The organism is Chitinophaga pendula, assembly GCF_020386615.1.
Taxonomy (GTDB): Bacteria; Bacteroidota; Bacteroidia; order Chitinophagales; family Chitinophagaceae; genus Chitinophaga; species Chitinophaga pendula.
Map to the genome: position 1 here is coordinate 3,731,024 of NZ_CP077769.1, position 20,317 is coordinate 3,751,340.

At 48.8% G+C, this 20,317-nt stretch carries 19 protein-coding genes; 12 read left to right on the plus strand and 7 right to left on the minus strand.

Features of this window, described 5'->3' with window-relative positions:
- Nucleotides 1-3: 3 nt before the first annotated feature.
- Both KTO58_RS13150 and KTO58_RS13155 read right to left on the minus strand, forming a co-directional pair.
- Nucleotides 4-1,518 carry a DUF4394 domain-containing protein gene (locus tag KTO58_RS13150; RefSeq protein ID WP_095838929.1) on the minus strand — a complete coding sequence of 505 codons (1,515 nt, stop codon included), beginning with the start codon at nt 1,516-1,518 and terminating at the stop codon, nt 4-6.
- A gap of 156 nt (nt 1,519-1,674) precedes the next feature.
- Entirely contained in the window at nt 1,675-2,514 is an 840-nt protein-coding gene (locus tag KTO58_RS13155) for an MBL fold metallo-hydrolase (RefSeq protein WP_095838928.1), read from the minus strand.
- Nucleotides 2,515-2,625: 111 nt separating this feature from the next.
- On the opposite strand from KTO58_RS13155, the gene KTO58_RS13160 reads away from it, so the two are divergent.
- Nucleotides 2,626-4,059, plus strand: coding sequence for a phytoene desaturase family protein (locus tag KTO58_RS13160; RefSeq protein WP_095838927.1), 1,434 nt, complete (start codon nt 2,626-2,628; stop codon nt 4,057-4,059).
- A gap of 60 nt (nt 4,060-4,119) precedes the next feature.
- Here the strand turns inward: KTO58_RS13160 and KTO58_RS13165 are convergent, their stop codons facing one another.
- On the minus strand, nt 4,120-5,472 hold the full coding sequence (locus KTO58_RS13165) for an esterase/lipase family protein (RefSeq protein ID WP_095838926.1): 1,353 nt from the start codon (nt 5,470-5,472) through the stop codon (nt 4,120-4,122).
- 276 nt (nt 5,473-5,748) lie between these two features.
- On the opposite strand from KTO58_RS13165, the gene KTO58_RS13170 reads away from it, so the two are divergent.
- The 4 genes from KTO58_RS13170 (at nt 5,749) to KTO58_RS13185 (ending at nt 7,050) form a co-directional block, all read left to right on the plus strand.
- Nucleotides 5,749-6,141, plus strand: coding sequence for a nuclear transport factor 2 family protein (locus KTO58_RS13170; protein ID WP_095841578.1), 393 nt, complete (start codon nt 5,749-5,751; stop codon nt 6,139-6,141).
- Between the two features lie 236 nt (nt 6,142-6,377).
- Entirely contained in the window at nt 6,378-6,569 is a 192-nt protein-coding gene (locus tag KTO58_RS13175) for a ComC/BlpC family leader-containing pheromone/bacteriocin (protein ID WP_157752981.1), read from the plus strand.
- A gap of 62 nt (nt 6,570-6,631) precedes the next feature.
- The gene (locus KTO58_RS13180) at nt 6,632-6,823 is read left to right on the plus strand and encodes a hypothetical protein (protein WP_157752980.1); all 192 of its coding nucleotides are present in this window, start codon (nt 6,632-6,634) and stop codon (nt 6,821-6,823) included.
- 44 nt (nt 6,824-6,867) lie between these two features.
- The gene (locus KTO58_RS13185) at nt 6,868-7,050 is read left to right on the plus strand and encodes a ComC/BlpC family leader-containing pheromone/bacteriocin (protein ID WP_095838925.1); all 183 of its coding nucleotides are present in this window, start codon (nt 6,868-6,870) and stop codon (nt 7,048-7,050) included.
- Nucleotides 7,051-7,123: 73 nt separating this feature from the next.
- On the opposite strand, the gene KTO58_RS13190 is transcribed toward KTO58_RS13185, so the two are convergent.
- Nucleotides 7,124-7,594 carry a carboxymuconolactone decarboxylase family protein gene (locus tag KTO58_RS13190; RefSeq protein ID WP_095838924.1) on the minus strand — a complete coding sequence of 157 codons (471 nt, stop codon included), beginning with the start codon at nt 7,592-7,594 and terminating at the stop codon, nt 7,124-7,126.
- Between the two features lie 67 nt (nt 7,595-7,661).
- A complete protein-coding gene (locus tag KTO58_RS13195) occupies nt 7,662-8,489 on the minus strand; it encodes a sigma-70 family RNA polymerase sigma factor (protein ID WP_095838923.1) in 828 nt (275 codons plus the stop codon).
- 186 nt (nt 8,490-8,675) lie between these two features.
- On the opposite strand from KTO58_RS13195, the gene KTO58_RS13200 reads away from it, so the two are divergent.
- Nucleotides 8,676-11,051 carry an ABC transporter permease gene (locus tag KTO58_RS13200; protein WP_225860240.1) on the plus strand — a complete coding sequence of 792 codons (2,376 nt, stop codon included), beginning with the start codon at nt 8,676-8,678 and terminating at the stop codon, nt 11,049-11,051.
- Between the two features lie 74 nt (nt 11,052-11,125).
- Here the strand turns inward: KTO58_RS13200 and KTO58_RS13205 are convergent, their stop codons facing one another.
- Nucleotides 11,126-11,413: an MDR/zinc-dependent alcohol dehydrogenase-like family protein gene (locus KTO58_RS13205; RefSeq protein ID WP_198314917.1), complete on the minus strand. Its 288-nt coding sequence runs from the start codon at nt 11,411-11,413 to the stop codon at nt 11,126-11,128.
- Between KTO58_RS13205 and KTO58_RS13210 the strand changes: the two genes are divergently transcribed.
- Together KTO58_RS13210 and KTO58_RS13215 are read left to right on the plus strand one after the other, a co-directional pair.
- A complete protein-coding gene (locus tag KTO58_RS13210) occupies nt 11,386-11,697 on the plus strand; it encodes a winged helix-turn-helix transcriptional regulator (RefSeq protein WP_095838920.1) in 312 nt (103 codons plus the stop codon). The genes KTO58_RS13205 and KTO58_RS13210 overlap by 28 nt on opposite strands.
- 344 nt (nt 11,698-12,041) lie before the next feature.
- Nucleotides 12,042-14,939 (plus strand): reprolysin-like metallopeptidase, encoded by a 2,898-nt coding sequence (locus tag KTO58_RS13215; RefSeq protein ID WP_225860241.1) that lies wholly within the window; start codon nt 12,042-12,044, stop codon nt 14,937-14,939.
- Nucleotides 14,940-15,254: 315 nt separating this feature from the next.
- Here KTO58_RS13215 and KTO58_RS13220 read toward each other — a convergent pair whose 3' ends face one another.
- Nucleotides 15,255-16,226 carry a phosphatidylinositol-specific phospholipase C gene (locus tag KTO58_RS13220; protein ID WP_095838918.1) on the minus strand — a complete coding sequence of 324 codons (972 nt, stop codon included), beginning with the start codon at nt 16,224-16,226 and terminating at the stop codon, nt 15,255-15,257.
- A 199-nt stretch (nt 16,227-16,425) separates the two neighbouring features.
- Here KTO58_RS13220 and KTO58_RS13225 point away from each other — a divergent pair, with 199 nt between their 5' ends.
- The 4 genes from KTO58_RS13225 (at nt 16,426) to KTO58_RS13240 (ending at nt 20,189) form a co-directional block, all read left to right on the plus strand.
- Nucleotides 16,426-17,205 carry a DNA-formamidopyrimidine glycosylase family protein gene (locus KTO58_RS13225; RefSeq protein ID WP_095838917.1) on the plus strand — a complete coding sequence of 260 codons (780 nt, stop codon included), beginning with the start codon at nt 16,426-16,428 and terminating at the stop codon, nt 17,203-17,205.
- Between the two features lie 179 nt (nt 17,206-17,384).
- Entirely contained in the window at nt 17,385-18,134 is a 750-nt protein-coding gene (locus tag KTO58_RS13230) for a basic secretory protein-like protein (protein WP_095838916.1), read from the plus strand.
- A gap of 164 nt (nt 18,135-18,298) precedes the next feature.
- Nucleotides 18,299-19,243, plus strand: coding sequence for a hypothetical protein (locus tag KTO58_RS13235; protein ID WP_225860242.1), 945 nt, complete (start codon nt 18,299-18,301; stop codon nt 19,241-19,243).
- Nucleotides 19,244-19,337: 94 nt separating this feature from the next.
- Nucleotides 19,338-20,189, plus strand: a complete 852-nt coding sequence (locus tag KTO58_RS13240; RefSeq protein ID WP_095838915.1) for a helix-turn-helix domain-containing protein — start codon at nt 19,338-19,340, stop codon at nt 20,187-20,189.
- Nucleotides 20,190-20,317: the final 128 nt, after the last annotated feature.

The following is a 20,317-nucleotide window of genomic DNA, read 5'->3' on the forward strand; positions in this document are numbered from 1 at the left end:
TAGCTAGAAGCCAAGTCCCAGCGCAAATCCGCGAATGGATCCAGGAAAATCGGCGATGGCAGTTACCGCGCCGGTGTTGAGGTTAACAGTATATATCTTTGAAAATGTGTTACCGCTATAGTCGCCGGTAGTGGCGTTAAATATACCATAAGCTTTGCCGGTGGTAGTACCGATATCAAATCCGTTGCCAGTGCCCAATGTGATTCCGAGTGGTCCGACCTCTACGAGTTTACCCTCTTCTTCCGGTACCTGCCGGTATAATTTGTCTTTTCCGACATCGTATAATACGGGTGGTTTGTTGTCGGTATGATTGGCGGCATAGGCTACTGCTGCGATCCTTATTTTATTGGAAAGGCGGATATCTGATTTCAGCAAGTTGCCGGTGGCCGGGTGCAGGCGCATATTCTGCCCATCGCTATTGATCACCCTGATCCTGTCTGTCGACGGATTGAAGTTGAAGCCAGCATCTGCTGTCTGGCTGATCTGTAGTCCCAGCACAGGAAGTACCCCTACTATTGTGGCGTTGGCGGTGGCGATATTAAGTGTATATAACCGGGCCTTGTTGCTTAAAGCGTACAGCTGTCCGGTGGAAGGCCGGAAGTCGATACCACAGATATTTTCATCATTCGCCAGACCACTGATCCTGATGGAGGTGATAACCGGGTGTTCGGGATTAAAGATCAGCAGGTTATTATCTTTATCTACAGCGTAGGCGACGGGGTTAGTGGGTATAGCGATGTCTTTCCATACAGGTATATGGGTGTCGGCGAGTGCTACTGCTTTTGCAGTATGCAGATCAATGCGATACAAGGCCATTTTATTATTGACGGTCAGTATGGCGGCGGCGTATTTTCCATCCGGTGATATGTCGAATCCGCTGACAGCGGTTGCTGCAATGGTCAGTGGACCGACCAGGAGCAGTTTACCGGTAGCGGTTTCATGCTGGTATAATTTACTCTCCCTGGTATCGATGTCATACAAGGTGGTTGTGGTGGTGCCGGCCCAATTGTCTGTATGGGCGATGGCTTTTACGGTTGTATTGCCGGTATTAACAGCGGGGTCTGTTGTTTCTATGTTACCTGTTTCAGGGTTTAGCCGGATGGTGTGTCCTTTATCTGTCAATATCCTTATTCTATCTGTTACCGGATTGAAGTCAAAACCAATAATATTACCCTCCACGTTAAAAGGCGTTTTACTGATCAGTACAGTGGTGCCATCCAGGTGGTTAATGGTATACAGGAGATTGGCATTACTGATAGCATATAGCTGTCCGGTAGCGGGGCGGAAATCCATTTCCAGCAATTGTTCATTATTACCAATTGTCTGGATAGAGATCTTGGTATCGACGTTACCATTTTCGTTGCATCGTACCAGTTTGTTATCGTTCGTCAGCCCATAGTAGGTGAAATACTCGGGCGCTGGCGGCGTTACTGTTTTATCGCGTTTACAAGACGGGCATACTACAGGTAATAACAACACACACAATATTAGCCATTGTAGCGGCATAGTTTTTTTCATAACAGAATTTTTGGAATCGAATTACTTTGTCAGCATTTAAACATTTTGGTGTTGCTATATAAGTCCTGCAATCTATTTGCACATACTATTATCAAAACAAGACTACAATGTGTACGTATTACATCTTCGGGTATGAGGTGTAGTGATATAAAGGCATCAGGGGAAGAGTAGTGTTTGTATGGCGACGGGAGGGTTTGGGAGTGTTGGGTGGATGTTGTTGTTTGCCGGTGTTGCGTTGATATGGTATACGGCACTTTCCTGGTGTCTGGAAGCGACGATGATCCTGGTTGGGCCGGCATGGGTATCGAATAATTGTTGTACGAGCAGGGGATCGTTGTTATCCTGTGAGAGGTGGGATAGCAGGAGGTGTGTCATGAATACGGGGCGGTATTTGAGGAAAACGTTCAGCGCCTGTGTGTTGGAGAGGTGTCCTTTGCCGCCACGTATCCTTTTTTTGAGGTAGTAGGGATAACGGCCTTTTTCCAGCATTTCTTCGTCGTAGTTAGCTTCCAGGAAGGCGGCATGGCATTGACTGAAGTGTTGGGTGAGGCGTTCGCAAGGCAGGCCGATATCGGTAAATATGCCGACCTGTGTGCGACCATCTGAGACGATGAAGCTATGGGGTTCGACGGCATCATGTAGTTTGATGAAAGCGGTGACCTGGAGGTTGCCGATGGTGACGGGCGTATCAGCAACGAAGGTGTGTATCAGTAGGGGCGGTAGTTCTATTCTTCCATGGGACATGGTATCCGGCGTGATATAGACCGGGAGTTGGTATTTCCTGGCGAGAACGGATATGCCGCGGATGTGATCGGTATGTTCGTGGGAGATGAAGACTGCTTTTACTTTATTCATGGACAGCCCGAGCCGGGTCATGCGTCGTTCCGTCTCCCGGCAGGAGATCCCTGCATCTATGAGTACGGCATGGTCATTATTACCTATATAGTAACAGTTTCCGTTGCTGCCAGAGTTAAGAGAAGCGATAAAAATTGACATATCCTACTGCAAAGAAACCAGTTTTTGTACAAATAACCCAAATGCATTTCGCAGTGGTGTTGATCCATAGTAAAATTTCTTATATTGATAGACTAATACATTTTAGCATACATGGCTACACGGGAATACGATGCGGTAATAGTTGGGTCGGGGCCTAACGGTCTGGCGGCCGGTATTACGCTGCAACGCGCAGGTTTGTCGGTATTACTGATCGAAGGGAAAGATACGTTAGGTGGTGGTATGCGTTCTGCGGCGCTTACATTACCTGGTTTTATACATGATGTCTGTTCTGCTGTACATCCGATGGCGATGGCATCTCCTTTTTTCCAGGGCTTGCCACCGGAGGGATACGGTGTCAATTTTTTACATCCACGGGTGTTGGCGGCACATCCTTTTGACGATGGCCGGGTGGCGTTGTTGTACCGTGATCTTGCTGCTACGGCGGCGGGGTTGGGTGAGGACGGTGCTTCGTACGAGCGATTATTCCGTCCGTTGATAGCGCGCTGGCCGGGTATTGCTGCGGATGTGCTTGGCCCTTTACGGCTGCCCCGGCAGCCTTTTGATATGGCGGGTTTTGGTATGAAGGCATTGCAGTCGGGCATTTCGCTGTCAAGGCATTTCCGGACCCGGGAGGCGCAGGGGCTTTGGGCAGGTATGGTGGCTCATTCCATGCAACCATTATCCAAGTTGACGACGGCCGCGATCGGGTTGGTACTGACTGTGGCCGGGCATCTGTATGGCTGGCCTATTCCGCGAGGTGGGACGCAGCAGATGGCGGATGGGCTGGCAGCATATTTCCGGTCATTGGGCGGTATTATTGAGACAGGAAGGTTTGTACGGTCATTACGGGAGTTGCCGGTTGCGGATGCTTTATTGTTTGATGTAACACCCCGGCAGTTGCTGGAGATCGCGGGGCCTGCTTTTTCTGCATTGTACCGGTGGCAGTTACGGAGGTACCGGTATGGGATGGGGGTTTTTAAGATAGACTGGGCGTTGGACGGTGCGGTCCCCTTCCGGGCGGCCGGTTGCCTGGAGGCGGGGACGGTGCATCTGGGCAATACGATCGCCGAGGTGGCACAAAATGAGCAGGCGGTATGGAATGGGAAACATCCGGAGCAGCCTTTTGTATTGTTATCGCAGCCCAGCGTTATTGATCCCAGCCGGGCGCCGGCCGGCAAACAGAGTGTGTGGGCTTACTGTCATGTTCCGAACGGTTCTACCCGGGATATGACTGCTGCGATCGAGCGGCAGGTGGAGCGATTTGCTCCTGGTTTCCGGGATCGGATACTGGCGCGGCATACGATGCATACCGGCGAGATGGAGTTGTACAATCCGAATTATATCGGCGGAGATATTAACGGGGGGACGATCGATATCCGGCAGTTGTTTGCGAGACCTGCCTTACGATGGTCGCCTTATCGTACATCGGCGAAGGGCATTTATATCTGTTCCTGTTCTACGCCACCGGGTGGGGGTGTTCATGGCCTGAGTGGTTATCACGCTGCCCGACGGGTCCTTCAGGATATTTTCAAACACCGTTTATAGTGTCTGTAACGGTCGCCCGGAAGATCGCTCTTCCGGGCGAGGTCTGTTAGTCCATCTTTCTTAATCGTTCACGGTTTGCAGCAAGCGCGCTATTTTAAGATAGAAAGGCCGTACATCGGTGCTGGTACCTATTCCGATCACATCGATATGGTCGTAACCATTGTACAGTCCCAGGTGATTCCATACGCCTTTCTGTAAGGGTTTAGCAGGATCATAGGTCCTGATCACGGCATTGTCCGGGCCTTCTTGTCCGTAAGTATTTGCGACGCCATCATTTGGCCACCATTTGGCATCAAAGATCACTTTTCCCGGCTCATTCCTTTCGAGGTTACCGATCCCCATCAATACGGGGACGGGGAAAGCCAGCGGTATGAATATGGGGAACATATCGAGGCGGGGATATTCCCATCCGGTGATGATGCCGGTGTTACTGGCCCTGGTGGATACGGAGAAATAGTATATATCCGGAGCGGTGATATCTGTTTTACTGATTTCCAGGGACGGATCTGGGGCGAGATCGTAGCCGGCGTAGTCGTTGGTATGCCAGATCTTGCTGTTGTATACCCTGTCGGAGTATGCCTGGAAGGATTCTCCCGGTGTTCTGGAGAGGCCCCATTGTTCGAGATGAAAGTCGTAAACATCGGAGACACCCGGTACGAGCCCGCCGAGGGCTGCGATGCTGGTCAGCATATCGCGTACGAATGGCGCAAAGCGGTCCATCAGTATATATGCGAGTGTAGCGCCCCTATGAGGGGTGCTGACGGTGGTAACGGAGCGGACCCATCCCGTTTTGCCTCCATCAAAGAGCGGCGCGTGGCCTGGTTGTGTTTTCTCCGTGATATCTCCTTTTTCCAGGAGGGCGACCAGCTTTCGAACGGTGGTGCCTCCCATGCTATGTCCGAGGAGATGTATGGGATGTTGGGCATCCCACTGCGGGTATACGCCAGGGTAGTAGCGGGATGTGTTTTGCAGGTGTCCGAATTTGCTGCTATGGGCCTTTCCATAGTCGACGTATCCACCTTTGATATAGTAATACAATTCGATGGCGCGATCCCAATTGCTGCTAACGGGGCCTACGGAGGTAACATAGGTAGGGAAACCGTTATCATTGAGAAACTTGGGGATATTGTCTACGCCCCCCCAGTAGTTGAAGCCCAGCAGTTCATCAGGCCCCCAGCCGAACAATCCATGTACAAGGATAATAGGGACGGTACCGCTGGCGGACCGGCTGGTCATTGTTTTTCCGGTAGGCAATATGAGGGGGGAGTCTAGTGGGGTGACATTTGTTGGGATGACGGGTTCGCCGGAGGACGCGGGTGTCGTTTGTGGCTGGGCTTTTTCTTCTTTTTTACAGGCGGAGAAGGCGAAAAGCAGGCTTATGCTGCCTAGCAGTAGGAGGTGTAGTGTTTTCATAACTAGTGAAATTTGGGTGGACAAAGCAGGCGACGTGGACACCTGTGGATACGTTAATACGGGTTGATAAATATGTGCGGAAAGAAGGCCTGTCTGACTATGAAGATCCCTTATCCTTCTGCATAGTGCATGCACCGGGTTACTGTTATGATAACAATTGCGGGTGGGAATGGTTGTCTGCGGGGGTATGGTCCGTGATATGTACTATGTAATCCGGTTTTTGTACTGCTGTGAGAGGCGGCTGTCATGGACCTTTGTATGCATAAAACAAACATTATGCAGGATCTTAAAACACTGATCAAGAATTTATTTGAAGCGGTTATCGAAGGACCGGTACATGAGGAGAAGATCATACAACGTTATTTTTCGACCGACTATGTACAGCATGTGGATGGGAAGGTATTGGACTATGCGACATTTGTGGCGCATATGCAGGCGCTAAAGGCAGCGACGCAGCAGCTGAAAGTCACTTTCAAAGCGCTGGCGGAGGAAGGAGACACGGTGTTTACCAATCATGAGGTAATTGCGGAAAAGAAGGACGGTTCGAGCAGCAGGTCGCAAGTGATCGCGGAGTTCCGGGTACGGGACGGCAAGGTATATTATTGTGATGAGTTGACCCATCTGATCAGTGGGGATGCTACGGACAGGGATCTGGGCTCCAGGCATTAATTCCCTCCATAAGTGGATTATAACGGTAAAGGGTATGTGTATGAATAGCACATACCCTTTTTAGCTTATTCAAAAAGAGGAGGGAATAAAAAAAATTCATTATTTTTATCACGGACTTAACCCACCGCCAAGAGCTTTGTCCCCCAAAATTGCGTCCCCTGTTCCCATGTCATTCACCTGTCAACAGCGGCTTTATTTCCGTGCATATAATTGTTATTCAATAAATCCATTCAGTTATGAAAAAGACATTGCATTTGCACGCTTTTGAGACATTATCCCGTACCGACCTGCAAGATATTCATGGTGGTGGAGTGTACAGAAGAGATGATTTCTGTATTTATTTCTGCGTATCGTCTCCAGAGGGCTGGCTGAGCTGTGGCCCGACTGGGCGTTGTTCCTGCCAGTTTGGTTATTGCTCCATGGTTTAACTTCTTCGACAGGTATCTCTACCCCACCTGTCTTTCTTTTCACATCTAAATTTTATTCAGTTATGAAAAAGACAATCAACCTACAAGTTTTTGAGATGTTATCGCGTGCGGCGCTGCAAGATATTCATGGCGGCGGCGTTCAAAGGGACATGGATTTTTGTTTTTATTTATGCGAGCTATCTCCCGATGGCGGCGTAGTTTGTGGTCCTCCAGGTCGATGTTCCTGTGATTCCGGCTGGTGTTCGGTAGGTTAAGCGGACTGGCTATTCTTCTGCTTATTCTAAAATCCAATTATAGTATGAAAAAGACTATTTCCCAATTCGAAGTAATTTCCCGTCATGATCTGCAACAGATCAACGGAGGAGGCAGCAGACATGCACTTCCGGCCTGTCTGGCTTTTTGCCGGCGTACGGAGGAAGGTCTCAACTGCGGACCTACAGCTTATTGTGAGTGTCTGAATAATGTGTGTTACCGGAGGTAACGATCAAAGCACCTTGCACCAGCCGCTGCAGGCCGGTGCAAGGTGCTTTTTTTATAACTACCTGCCGTGATTACTATTTCACCCCTGCGAGCATCCCAACTTTATAATGCCCTGCTGCGGAGCCGAAGGATTTGTTGATGCGGTTCCAGGTATTGATCTGTGCGATACCCAGTGTGAGGAAGGCGATTTCCTGCTTGCTGAAGTGTTTGTTCAGTTCTGCATGCAGGTTTTCATCTGTATCTACATCTGCAGGCAGCAAAGTCATTTTTTCGGCGAATTCGAGTGCGGCGCGTTCTTTATCTGAATAGAACGGCATTTCCCTCCAGGCGGACAATCCAAACATGCGCAATGGAGTTTCTCCATTGTGTACTCCCTCTTTAAAGTGCATATCCAGGCAAAAAGCACAGCGATTGATCTGTGACACCCTTGCTCTTACCAATTCCATCAGTTGCTCTTCCAGTCCGCCGGTGGCTACAAATTTCTCGAGTTGTAATATGGCCTGCATGAAACCTTCAGGCCATTCTCTAAAAGCGATCCTTTCCATTTTGAAACGTTTTATTTGCTATAATGACAAAGCACAACACCGAAACGTGACAGAAAGGGCATTTTTTTTATAAATTTTTTAGCTTATCGGGATTTCTGATAACGAACACATTGTTAATCAGTCCGGTATCATCCATCTCAAATATGACGCAGGCAATTATTGTTCCCTCGTCAAAGAACTGGATAGCAGGATAATGGTTGACAGTAACGGCCTTGGTCTGTGCCTGTGTGAAATATTTCCCATGAATAGCGGTGAGTAATGCCAATACGGGTTTGCGTCCAAACATCGGGTGTTTGATCGCGGTAACTTTTCCGCCGCCATCTGCGTACAAGGCCACTTCGTCGTGGAGGAAAGATTCCAGGCGAGAGATGTCTCCGCTATGGACCATTTCCAGGTAGTTGTGGAGGGATGCGGCGGGCGATGTTTTCTTCTTTTTATTTTCGTCTTCTGCCAGTTGTTTTTTGGCCCGGCTGAAGAGCTGCCGGGAGTGTTCGGCCGTGATATCCAGTACGGCGGCGATCTCTGTATGTTCGTAGTTAAAGGCTTCTTTCAGTATAAATACGGCTCTTTGCTGAGGGTTTAGTTTTTCGAGCAGTATCATCAGGGAGTAGGACAATATCTCTTTGCGGCGGATGTTACCATCGGCCAGTTCGGTGGCTACGGGTTCGGGAAGCCATTCCCCGAAGTAGGTATGTCTTTCTGACTGTTGTTGTTTCTTACGGTTGATGGAAAGGTTGATGACCATTCGGACGAGGTAGGCTTTTTCGTCCCGGATATGTTCTTTTTCGACTTGTAAGTATTTGAGATAGGCATCCTGTACGATATCTCCGGCATCGTCGAAGGAGCCGCAGATATTATATGCGTAAGTCATTAATAGGGGACGTAGTGTTTCCATTCAGTTGTTTATATAGCAATTGGGCGCAAAATTAGGTTGTTTTATTATAACGGTTGTGCCTGAATGAACAAGGGATGTACTGAAAGCGGACACATATTATAAAAAATAAACTGTATATTATTCGTTCATATACTACTGATGATCTGGCATTTTGTTAGTGGAATCGGTTGTAACAAGTTACTGTTTATGTTCCGACACTATTTGAAGAGCGCCTGGCGCCAGTTGTTCAAGGAAGGTCATTTTACTATATTCAATCTAGCGGGGTTATCGACCGGATTAGCCTGTTCGTTGCTGATCTATCTATGGGCTTATGATGAGTTCCGTTTTGATCATTTTCATGCGCAGGACGGTCAGCTTTACCAGGTGATGGAGCACCGGCCTTATGAGGGGACGATACGTACCAGTGGGGAGACGGCGCCCTTGCTGGGAGAGGCCATAGTACGAACGATGCCGGAGGTAAGTTATGCGGTGCCTGTCACTCCTCCTTCCTGGTTTGGACAGATGACCATTGTAGCAGGTAAGCTACCGATGAAGGCGCCCGCTATCTTTGCCGGTAAGGATTACTTTAATCTCTTCTCCTATCCTTTATTGCAAGGTCATGCGCAGCAGGTATTAGCAGACCGGCAGTCAGTGGTTATTTCGTCACGGCTGGCGGCTTCGCTGTTTCCTCATGTGTCTAATGTATTGGGGAAAACGATCCGATGGCAGATCGCTACGGAAATTCGGTATGCTACGATCAGCGGTGTATTCGAAACAATGCCGGCGCAATCGTCTGTACAGGCAGACGTAGTATTGCCTTTTGAAGCCTTTAAGGCGCTGATGAATATTTCGGGAGTGTTGGACAACCAAAATAGTTTCGGACCTTTTTTCACTTATCTGCTGATGAAAAAGGGTACGGATATTCCTGCATTTAACAAACGACTTAATGCCTTTATACAGGAATATAACAATGGGCGGCAGCGACAGTTGTTTGTGCGGCCTTATGCTGATAATTACCTGTATAGTGATTACGAGAACGGAGTCTTGAGTGGGGGGCGTATCAAATATGTGCGTTTATTCAGCCTGATCGCAGCGATCATTCTGTTGATTGCCTGTATCAACTTCATGAACCTGTCGACAGCGAGGGCAACGAGCAATATGAAGGACATTGGTATACGTAAAACGATAGGTGCCCGGCGGCACAGTATTGTATGGCAATATATGACCGGTGCGGTATTGATGTCATTGTTAGCATTGCTGATCGCTACGGTGTTGGTCGTATTATTACTACCGGCGTTCAATCATATTACAGGAAAGCAATTGACGTTGAGTGGCAGCCCGCATATATTGCTGGCCTTTCCCTTGATAGCCTTGTTGACGGGGTTGATCGCGGGCAGTTATCCGGCCTTGTATCTTTCGCGTTTCCAACCGTTATCGATATTGAAAAGTAAAGTACACGCTGCTACCGGAGCTTTGTGGTTAAGAAAGGGGCTGGTGGTATTACAATTCACTATGTCTGTGGTATTTATTGTGGCGGTGCTGGTGGTATATCAGCAGATCGAATACGTACAATCGCAGCGGGCCGGATATGATAAGGAGCACGTCATCTATTTTGAATCGGAAGGTAAGGTGCCGGCCCATATGTCTGCTTTTATCGCTTCGCTGAAAGAGATAGGCGGTGTCGGGGATGCCGGCGCCATGGTAGGTAATATTATCGGCGGAGGACCTTCTATCGGCATACCTTGGAAAACGGCCCAAGGAGAGACGACGTTACTTTTTAAACCCTTTTTAGTCAGTCCTACTTTATTATCGACATTAGGTATTCCCTTGAAGGAGGGACAAGGTTTTTCCGGTAACGTTGCTGCTGACAGTACAAAGATCATACTGAATGAGACCGCGGTGAAGGTGCTTGGCCTGACGCAGCCGGTGGGTCAGCGTATTCTTTGGGGTAGTCAGTACCGGGAGGTGATCGGTGTGGCGAAAGACTTTCATTTTGAGTCTTTGCATGAAGCGGTGAAACCTGTTTTCTTCCAGGCGGATCCGCTGCCGAGTACGATCATGGTACGATTGAAAGCCGGAGAGACGGAGCAGGCGTTGGCGGATATCCGGCAGTTCTACCAGCGATACAATCCCGGTTTTGCCTTTTCGTACCAGTTCCTGGATGCGGCTTATCAGGCGCAGTATGTGTCGGAGCAGCGCGTGGCTGTGTTATCGCGTTATTTTGCCGGGCTGGCGGTGCTGATCTCCTGTCTGGGGTTATCGGGGCTGGCGGCGTTCAGTGCAGAGAAAAGGCGTAAGGAAATCGGTATCCGGAAGGTACTCGGTGCTACTGCCGGGCAGCTGATACACGCTTTATCCAAAGATTTTCTCCGGTCGGTAATAATAGCGATCTGCCTGGCACTGCCGCTGGCCTGGTATATTATGGACAAATGGCTGGAGCGGTTTGCGTATCATGTACGAGTTGGTGTGGATACTTATCTGGTAGCTGCAGTGCTGATGGCTGGTATTGCTTTGCTGGCAATCAGTATTCAGACGGTGCGTGCTGCGTTAACAAACCCAACCAGGAGCCTACGGTCGGAATGATGGTTATTTAGCCAGGCTAAATGGCCTGGCCGGCCTGTTCCAGCGGGTATACCCTGGCTACATCTACTTTCAGTTTACCTTCGCTGATGCGGTCTATGATAGGCGGTGACTATCACTTTTGCGCCTGCCTGGTGGGCCAGTTGTACGGCATAGGCGCCGATGGCACCAGCGGCGCCATGTATCAGTACGGATTGGCCTTTGCGGAGTTTTGCATGTGTGAACGATGCCTGCCAGGCGGTCTGTGCGGCTACCGGTACTGCGGCGGCATCCATAAAGGACAGGTTAGCCGGCTTGGGTACGATAAGAGCGGGCGATACGGCAACATAGTCAGCGAATGCGCCATCCGGCGTATACCCTACCACCTCTTCTCCCAGCGTATGCCCTTTTACGTCTTTCAGTGCGCTATGGGGAGTTAAAGCGATTGCTGCCGGATATCAGCGAGAAGATGCTGATCCATGAGTTAAAGGAGTTGGTTGCCAATGGTATCGTAGAGAAGCGGGCTTACCCGGAGATACCTCCGCGGGTGGAATATGAGTTGACGGCTATCGGGTATAAAGCTATTCCTATCCTGGATAGTATCATTGCTTTTTCGGAAGAGCATTTGAAGGTGTGCGAGGAGTCGCCTTTGAAAGTATCGCTTACTTAAACAAATGATACAGGAGGACTATACGAATGTTAAGGGATAGGTGGACTTGATCGATAACGAAATAATTATCAACGCCTTCCTTTAGGGATTTTATCCAGTACACCATCTGATTTGTAATAAGATATCTATTTTGTGCGTTATTCTGTATTGTCGCGGCAGTAAATATCCGTGAGAACCATCTTTTTTGACGAAGACCAGCTGTAGCTATTGAATAGTGAGCAAGGTCATTTTTCCGTTTGTGTTTGGACCCGGTGTTGCCCTATTTTTTTACGAACTACCCGATCATATGTACCCCATTTAAAGTATAACCAATGATGATTGTTTTTTAACCAAAATGAAGCACTATGAGAACACTTCTATGTTTCTGTCTGTTGTTGATGGCGGGCTTGCCGCTTTCTGCGCAGACGCCCCCCTCCTATTGGACGCCTGTCAGTGAAGGGCAGTTAAGACAGGATATTTTCCGTAAGCAGTACAAGCCCAGTTCGTACAAGATGTACAAGCTGGAGTATGGTGCATTCCGGCAGGCGCTTACCGGCGCTACTGCGCGTAAGGGCGCTACGCCGGCGGTATTTACATTTCCCAATGCGGAAGGTCAGCCGGAGCGATTTGCAGTAACGGAGGCCAGCGTGATGGAGCCAGCATTAGCTGCGCGTTATCCCGGGTTACGGTCTTATTCGGGGAAAGGGATAGATGACCCTACGTCGACTATCCGTTTTGATGTTTCTCCTGCCGGGTTCAATGCCATTATTTTATCCGGTGGGCAGCAAACCCTTTACATTAATGAGGTGGATGCTACGAACCAGTATTACATTATTTTCTCCCGCCAGGATGCCAGGCCGGTGGATGCTTTCCGTTGTCTTACGAAAGATTCGTCTGTTGCGGTGCCTATCGGCGATAACCGGCGTGGGGCGCTGCCTAACAGTAATGACGGGCAGTTGCGGACGTTCCGGCTGGCGTTGGCTGCTACCGGGGAGTATGGTCTTTTTTTCCTGGACGGTACGGAGACTACTGACCAGGAGCGCAAGCTGAAGGTGATGACGGCACTACATACGATGGTGACCCGTATGAATGGTATCTATGAACGTGATTTTGGTGTGCGTATGCTGATGGTGGCCAACAGCGACAAGATTGCTTTTTTTGATCCGGCAAAAGATCCCTGGACTGGTGATTTGTATTACCGTACGCAGTATGTATGCGATTCGCTGATCGGTAATGACAACTACGATGTAGGGCATGTGGTAAGTCAGGGAGGTAGTGGAGGTGTTGCCGGAGGTATTGGGGCGGTATGTCTGCGCGGGGTGAAAGGTACCGGTTATACTTCTACTGCTGCGCCGGTAGGTGATCCATTTACTATTGATTATGTGGCGCATGAGTTGGGCCATATGTTTGGCGCCAATCATACTTTCTCCATGCGGACGGAAGGAACCGGTGCCAATATGGAACCTGGCAGCGGCAGTACTATCATGGGCTATGCCGGTATCACCGGGCTTACGGATGTACAGCCTAACTCTGACGATTATTTTCATACCTACAGTATACGGCAGGTAACGGACTACATCAACTTTGGTGCAGCCGGCGCCAATTGTGCGGTGGTGGTACCTACGGGCAACAATGTCCCTATTGTCAATGCCGGCCGTGATTATGTCATTCCCCGTTCGACTCCATTTATGTTGACGGGGCTGGCACAAGACCTGGATGCCGGGGACGTACTGACCTATTGTTGGGAGCAAGTGGATGACAGAGGGGCCAGTGGTTCTGGCTTCAGTTCGATACCGGATGCTAATTCGAATCGCGGGCCATTGTTCCGCTCATTCAAGCCTGTGTTGAACCCGTCCCGGATGTTCCCCCGCCTGCCGGATATTTTGTCCGGGTTAAACGGCTCTAAGTGGGAGGTATTACCAGCGGTAGCGCGTACATTGACTTTCCGGTTGACGGTGAAGGATAACCGCACCGGTGGCGGTGCTAATGCCAGTGCGGATGCGCGGGTAACGATCGCTGACGGAGCAGGTCCTTTCAAAGTGACTTATCCTGATACGTCTTTAGTCTGGGGTGCTGGTACTAAAAAAACGGTGACCTGGAATGTGGCGCGTAGTAACCTGGCGCCGGTAAACTGTCGTAATGTACGCATCCTGTTGTCTACAGACGGCGGCTATTCTTTCCGGGATACACTGTCGGTGATCACTCCTAACGACGGCAGCGAGGTGATTACGGTACCGAATATCACTACAACCCGGGCACGTATCAAGGTAGAAGCGATCGGTAATATTTTCTTTGATATTTCCAACCGTAATATCAAGATCAGTCCGTTGCCCAGCGGGTTGAATACGATCAATATCACTGCCAGCAGTGCCACTCTGCTATGGCATACGCTCGCTGGTGCTTACAGCTATGAGGCACAATATCGTTTGTTGCGTGATACGCTGTGGACGATTGCTGCAGACGGCACCTGGGATACGACGGCGCAGTTGAGCAACCTGCGATCCGACACTACTTACGAGTGGCGGGTACGCAGCTGGTTGCCCTGGGATTCCAGCGATTATGCCTATACTACTTTCCGTACGGAGAAGGTGAAGGTCTGCAAGAGCATTTACGATACTGACCAGAATGACAGCTGGCGGAGGGCGGTGGATATTCCGTTGAATACGCTGATCCGTGGTGCTATCGACCCGGCAGACGATGTGGATTACTACCGGTTCCAGTTGCAAGCCGGCGAGGTAGTGGTAGTGAAGCTGGATAATTTGCCGGCGGACTATAACCTCAGTTTGCGTGATAAGGACGGTAAGCTGATCAAACAGTCTTATCGGAGCGGGCTTGTAGCGGAAGAGATCAGTTATACGGTGCCTACAACCGGTTTGTATCATGTGGCGATTGCGCCCGCTGACCGGGTGAATGGTGCTGGTCCTGGTGTATGTTATCATCTGACGGTAACGACTGCTACTACGCTCAGGAATGGTGCAGTAACGGTAGCTACTCCAAACATAGGGAATGCAACAGCTGCAGCAAGCCGTTATACTGTTTATCCTAATCCTGCCCGCCACGAGATCCGTCTGCAAGGCGTTGCCGGCAAAACAGCGCTGGTAGGTATACAGGTATTCAATGTACAAGGCAAGCTGGTAAAACAGTCATCTGCAGTGTCTCCTCAACAGCCGATAGATATTAGTGCGTTACCATCCGGTACTTACATTTTACAGGTACAGGAACGTGGCCAGGTATCTCAAAGCATCAAGTTTATCAAAGAGTAGTTGGTCAGCCACTACTACAAACAAAGGCCGGATGTGATACATCCGGCCTTTGTTTTTTTGCGGTTTGCTATGTGGACGGTTACTGTTTTAAGAGTTTGATCTCAATGATACCATTGGCAATGCTTTGTGCATCCAATACATATCCACCTGCCCAAAATGCGCCCGGTCCGGTAACGTAGCTTGACCTCAGTATGTTGCCAACGCTTACACGGATTACGACTTCTGCGTTCTGATCGGCTTGTACGAATGCTCCTGTAGTTTGGTTAGAGATAACTGCATTACTGGCGGCCTTCTAAACAAACAATCTTTGTATTATCAGAAGTTAGTGGAGATGATCTTACCTGCTCTGTCGCCGGTGGCGAAGTCCATAATAACGATACCGAACCGACCTTTTGTACCCGCTGTGAAATAGTTGTTAAGACGACCATTCATGTCATCGGATACTTTGGTAATGTTGGGGATACCGAATATCATTGGTGCATATCCGCTGGTGAAGTTGAGGTACATTACTGTGTCGCTGCCGGATTTAGCTTCAGAGAGCAGGCCGGTGATGGCATTCCATTTATTGTCGTTATTCTTTACTTCGTACTGGTCCTGTACACGTAGGCTGGCGTTTCCGTTGTTGATGGAGAAAGTAGCTTTGTCGGCCCAGTTGGTGACGTCGATGCCTTTTACGTTGCTGGCGCCGAATCTTCTTACGAGTACGATCTTACCTCTGGCGGTGCCCAGTGTAGGGATGGTTTCTCCGAGGTACCATTTGGACGGGTTCTTTTGTACGTAGGTGTTGAATGTTTCTTCGAAGGAGCGGTTGTTGTTGGAAGGCGTATGTTCTTCTTTTATGCTCATTACGACACATTCTTTGGGGTTAGCGTTCAGGAAGCTGATGGTGGCGTTGAGCACATCATCGAAGTTAAGTTGCTGGTAGATAGCGCCATGGTGGATAGCGAAGGCATTATCGATGTGGCGGCATCTTACATCCAGGAAACGTACGCCAGCATCCAGTTGTTCGCGGATGCTCAATGTCTGTGTTTTGGCGGTGCCGCCTAGTGGTTCGTGTCTGGCGCCGGAATCGTGCGTACCAGGTATGGACAATTTAGCCAGGTTGTTGTTGTCGGGTAAGCTGGTCATCCAGTTATTGAGGGACCATACCTGTTCTGTGGTTACGGCTTGTTTTTTTTCTTTTGTCAGTGCGCCGGGCGTGAGGTCCTGTACGTCTTTCTGGCAAGCGTTCATGGCACCTAGGGTAACAAATGCCATTGTGGCGATCAGCATACGTTGTGTTTTCATGGTAGTAGACTTTTTGAAGGTTAATGATGATGTCACTGTCAAGACACGATAGCGAAGTGTAATAACCAGTGGCTTTAAAGTGTTAACAATTACATCATATAGACGCGAAAGGGATCGTTTTTATGCAGTAACTTGCTTCATTACTGCCAGTGTCGGATCATGGCATAATAATGGCGGCAATGTCTTAAAACTATATACGATGCCAGAATTACCAGACCTTCAGGTGTTTAGTCATAACCTGCAAAAGCTAGTTAAGGGGAAAAAGATAAGTGGGGTACAAGTAGTGAAGGCTAAAAAGCTTAATGTCAGTGCCAAACAGTTAGAGCAGGCGTTGGCAGGGCAGGCTGTACAATCTGTATACCGGGAAGGTAAGGAGTTATATTTTGCTATCGGTAAGCAACATGTGCTTGCGATGCACCTGATGCTTCACGGCAAGCTCTTGTATGGGGCTGCTGGCGGGGGGCATAAGCATACGGTGCTGGAGCTGGTATTTGTGGATGATACGGCATTGACCCTTACGGATTATAGTAGTATGGCGAAGCCTACGCTTGATCCGGAGGAACCTGATGCTCCCGATGCCTTGTCGGAGGCGGGAGGCGTCAAATACCTGAAGGCACAGCTACCGCAGAAGCGTATCCATATTAAGAACTTTCTGCTGGATCAGCAGCTGATCCGGGGCATAGGCAATGCCTATGCGGATGAGATATTATGGGATGCGCGTATCTCTCCTTTTTCTATTTGTAATAAGTTACCCGCGGATAAAATATCGCAATTGGCGAAGTCAATTAAAAAGGTGTTGGCGGCGGCGGAGAAAAAGATACTGGCATCGCATCCGGATATTATTAGCGGGGAGGTCAGGGATTTTATGGCGGTGCATCATTCCAAAAAAGCGCAAAGTCCGACAGGGGCGGACATTCATCATAAGGTGGTTAATTCCCGTAAAACATATTATACGGATGAGCAAGTTCTTTTTGAGTAGTGATATTTTAGCTATTATTTAGCTATTGCCGAATGCAAAAAGTTTCGTAATTTTTTTGTTGAAAAGCCCATTCCACGTAGGCACAGATCGCAGCGACAGAAATCCATAGTGTTTCCATTGATTTAAGTTACCAGTAAAAGACCGGTATTAGTCTTCTCCTAATGTAAACCCACTTTCCAATGAGAACAACAAAAGCTCATCTACTCATTGCAAGCAGCACTTTGCTTCTGACAATTAATGCATGTACCAAATCTTCCCTGGTGTCTCCAGACATTGCAACCAACCAAACGCCCCAAGTAGCTACGGAACGCGCAGCAACCCCGGTAGGAACGGTAGTATATACCAGTAATGGTTATACGCTTACGTTCACCAATAAGGATGCTGGATTTGACGATGCTATCCGCCAGCGGTTTGTAGACATCTTTTTCCAGGTGTATCCACAGCTGTTGAGCCGTTTTAACACGGGCGCCAGCAAGTCAGTTACTTTTATTGTTGATCCTGCTTATACAGGTGTTGCCGCTACTTCGGGCGGCAGGATCACTTACAATCCTGGTTGGTTCCGCAGCAATCCTCAGGATGTAGATGTAGTCACGCATGAGATCATGCACGTAGTACAGGCTTATCCTGGCGGTGCGCCCGGGTGGCTGACAGAAGGGATTGCCGATTTTGTCCGCTATAAATATGGTGTAAACAATGCGGCAGCCGGATGGTCTTTACCCGCTTATTCTTCTTCCCAACACTACACGAACAGTTACCGTATCACAGCCAGGTTCCTGGCTTGGCTGGAATTACGTGTCAGCAATACGATCGTGAACCAGCTTAACACGGCTTTGCGTAACCAGACCTACACTGCCAATACCTGGAATCAGCTTACGGGTAAGTCAGTAGATCAGTTATGGGCTGACTATGGTCGTAATCCAGCTTTATAATCCCTGATACGGACGGCATAACCATCACATACATACGCTCACCAGGAGGAGATTAATTACCGGTCTGTCTGCAGATGGTTATTGCCTTGTCTATTATTCTCCACGTGAACTCGGGTCCCGGCGCAATACCGTGTGACCATTACTCATCTTTTCAATCAATTGCTATGAAAATGACTATGTTACATCAATATGTGCTACCTTACCTGGTGGTACCGATGCTACTACTTGGCGCCTGTAAGAAAGACAGTGCACCTCTAACATCTACCGGCGCCACGCAGGAGCAGGTGCAGACGGAGCGTGCGACACCTCCTGCTACCTGGCAGGAACACTGGTTTGAGCATAACCAGGTGGTAAGCCGGGTATTTTACGATAATGATGTTGCGATATATTTTGATAATGACGTAAGCCGGAGTATTACCTGGCCGAATTCATTTGTCGGTGATGTATGGCGTTATACCAAAAGGGTGTATGGCAGTTTTGGTAGTGACCCTACGCTATTTGCGATCTTTCATACCGGTAAATATTCCGGCGGTCATCCTTCTACTTATTTTGACGGTAGTCATGATTTCCGGAATGTGATAGACCTGGGTTCCAATGCCAGCAATGCATGGACATCTGGTAGTGGTAATGATCTTGATATTACGACACATGAGGTAGCACATATTGTGGAGGGAGCGTCCAAGGGCATCAAAAACTCGCCGGCTTTTGGTATCTGGGGAGACAGCAAGTGGGCGGAGATATTCATTTATGATGTATATCTGGGGCTGAACCGTAGTGCAGACGCCACCCGCTGGTATAATATTGTGAACAATGCCACTGATAATTTTCCTCGTGCCGGTACGCGTTGGTTCCGTGACTGGTTTTACCCTATTTATCAGATAAGGGGTACTACCGGCCTTAATAACTATTTCCAGTTACTGGCTACTCATTTCCCTAAAAGCGGAAATGCTTATTCACGGAACCTTAATATGGGAGAGTTCATTCATTTCTGGAGCGGTGCTGTTGGGCGTAACCTGAAGGCACAGGCTACGACAGCTTTTGGCTGGAACAGCACGTATGAAATACAGTTCAACAACGCCCGGCGGGACTTCCCCGGCATCACTTACTAATCATTACCTCAACCAACCGAGGGTGCTTCCTACCAGGAGGCACCCTTTTAATTAGTCCTGGTATACCTATCTTTGCAGTAGTCACTCATTGCATATGGCACAGACAGGTATCCATTTTCAGCCCCCCGCCGCTTTGTCGGAAGTGATTAAACACTTCTACTATATCCGTACACCGGCGGATTTTGAGCGCACCGTACAGCACCTGGCTCCTAATTTTGAGGTGATGATCGTGTTTAATTTCGGGGTTCCGTTAAGGCTTTCTTTTGCACAGGCCCCTGTGGGGCAGTTCACATTGGAGCAGACCGGGCTATTGGGACCATTAAGGAAGATGCTGAACTACGAAGTGTTGCCGGATACAGATCTGTTGATTGCGGTGTTTCATCTGAATGGTTTTTACCGTTTATTTCAACAGCCGGTTGATCACCTGGACGATTCCGTGCTGAATGATCCGGATATATTATTGCCCGAAGCCTGTTGTCATCAGTTGTGGCAGGTTATGCGTAAAAGCAGTTCTCCTGAGGAGCGCGTACAGATGGCACATGATTATATAGGTTCTTTTGTGCAGGGTCCTGATACCAATAATCTGTCCCTGCAGGATGTTGTTCATTATTTCCAGGATAGTACTGTGGCTCCGGTGAAGGCGTTGGCAGCGGACGCTGGCACCAGTGAGCGAACGATTCAGTTGCGATTTAAAAAGTACGTAGGTTATTCTCCGAAGGAGTTATTGCGTTTTCTGCGTTTCAAGGAAGTGATCCAACACTTGTTACAGTTGTCACCTGCGCAGGACGTAGACTGGTTTGAATACATCCATGAATTCGGATATCATGATCAAAGTCATTTAATTAAGGACTTCAAACAGTACCTGGGTACTACGCCACAGCAATTCATCAAAAAATTGCGGGAGCAGGGTTTTTGTGTGACGCGACCAGGCTCGCATTATTCCTGATTTACTATTCAAGATATGGAGAGAACGCTGTATAAAACAGCGGACGGTTCACCTATCATCCTGTTGCCCGCGCAGCAGGTGACTTATCATAGCGGATAAGATCCTCCTTTCTATAAAGTATAGAGGGG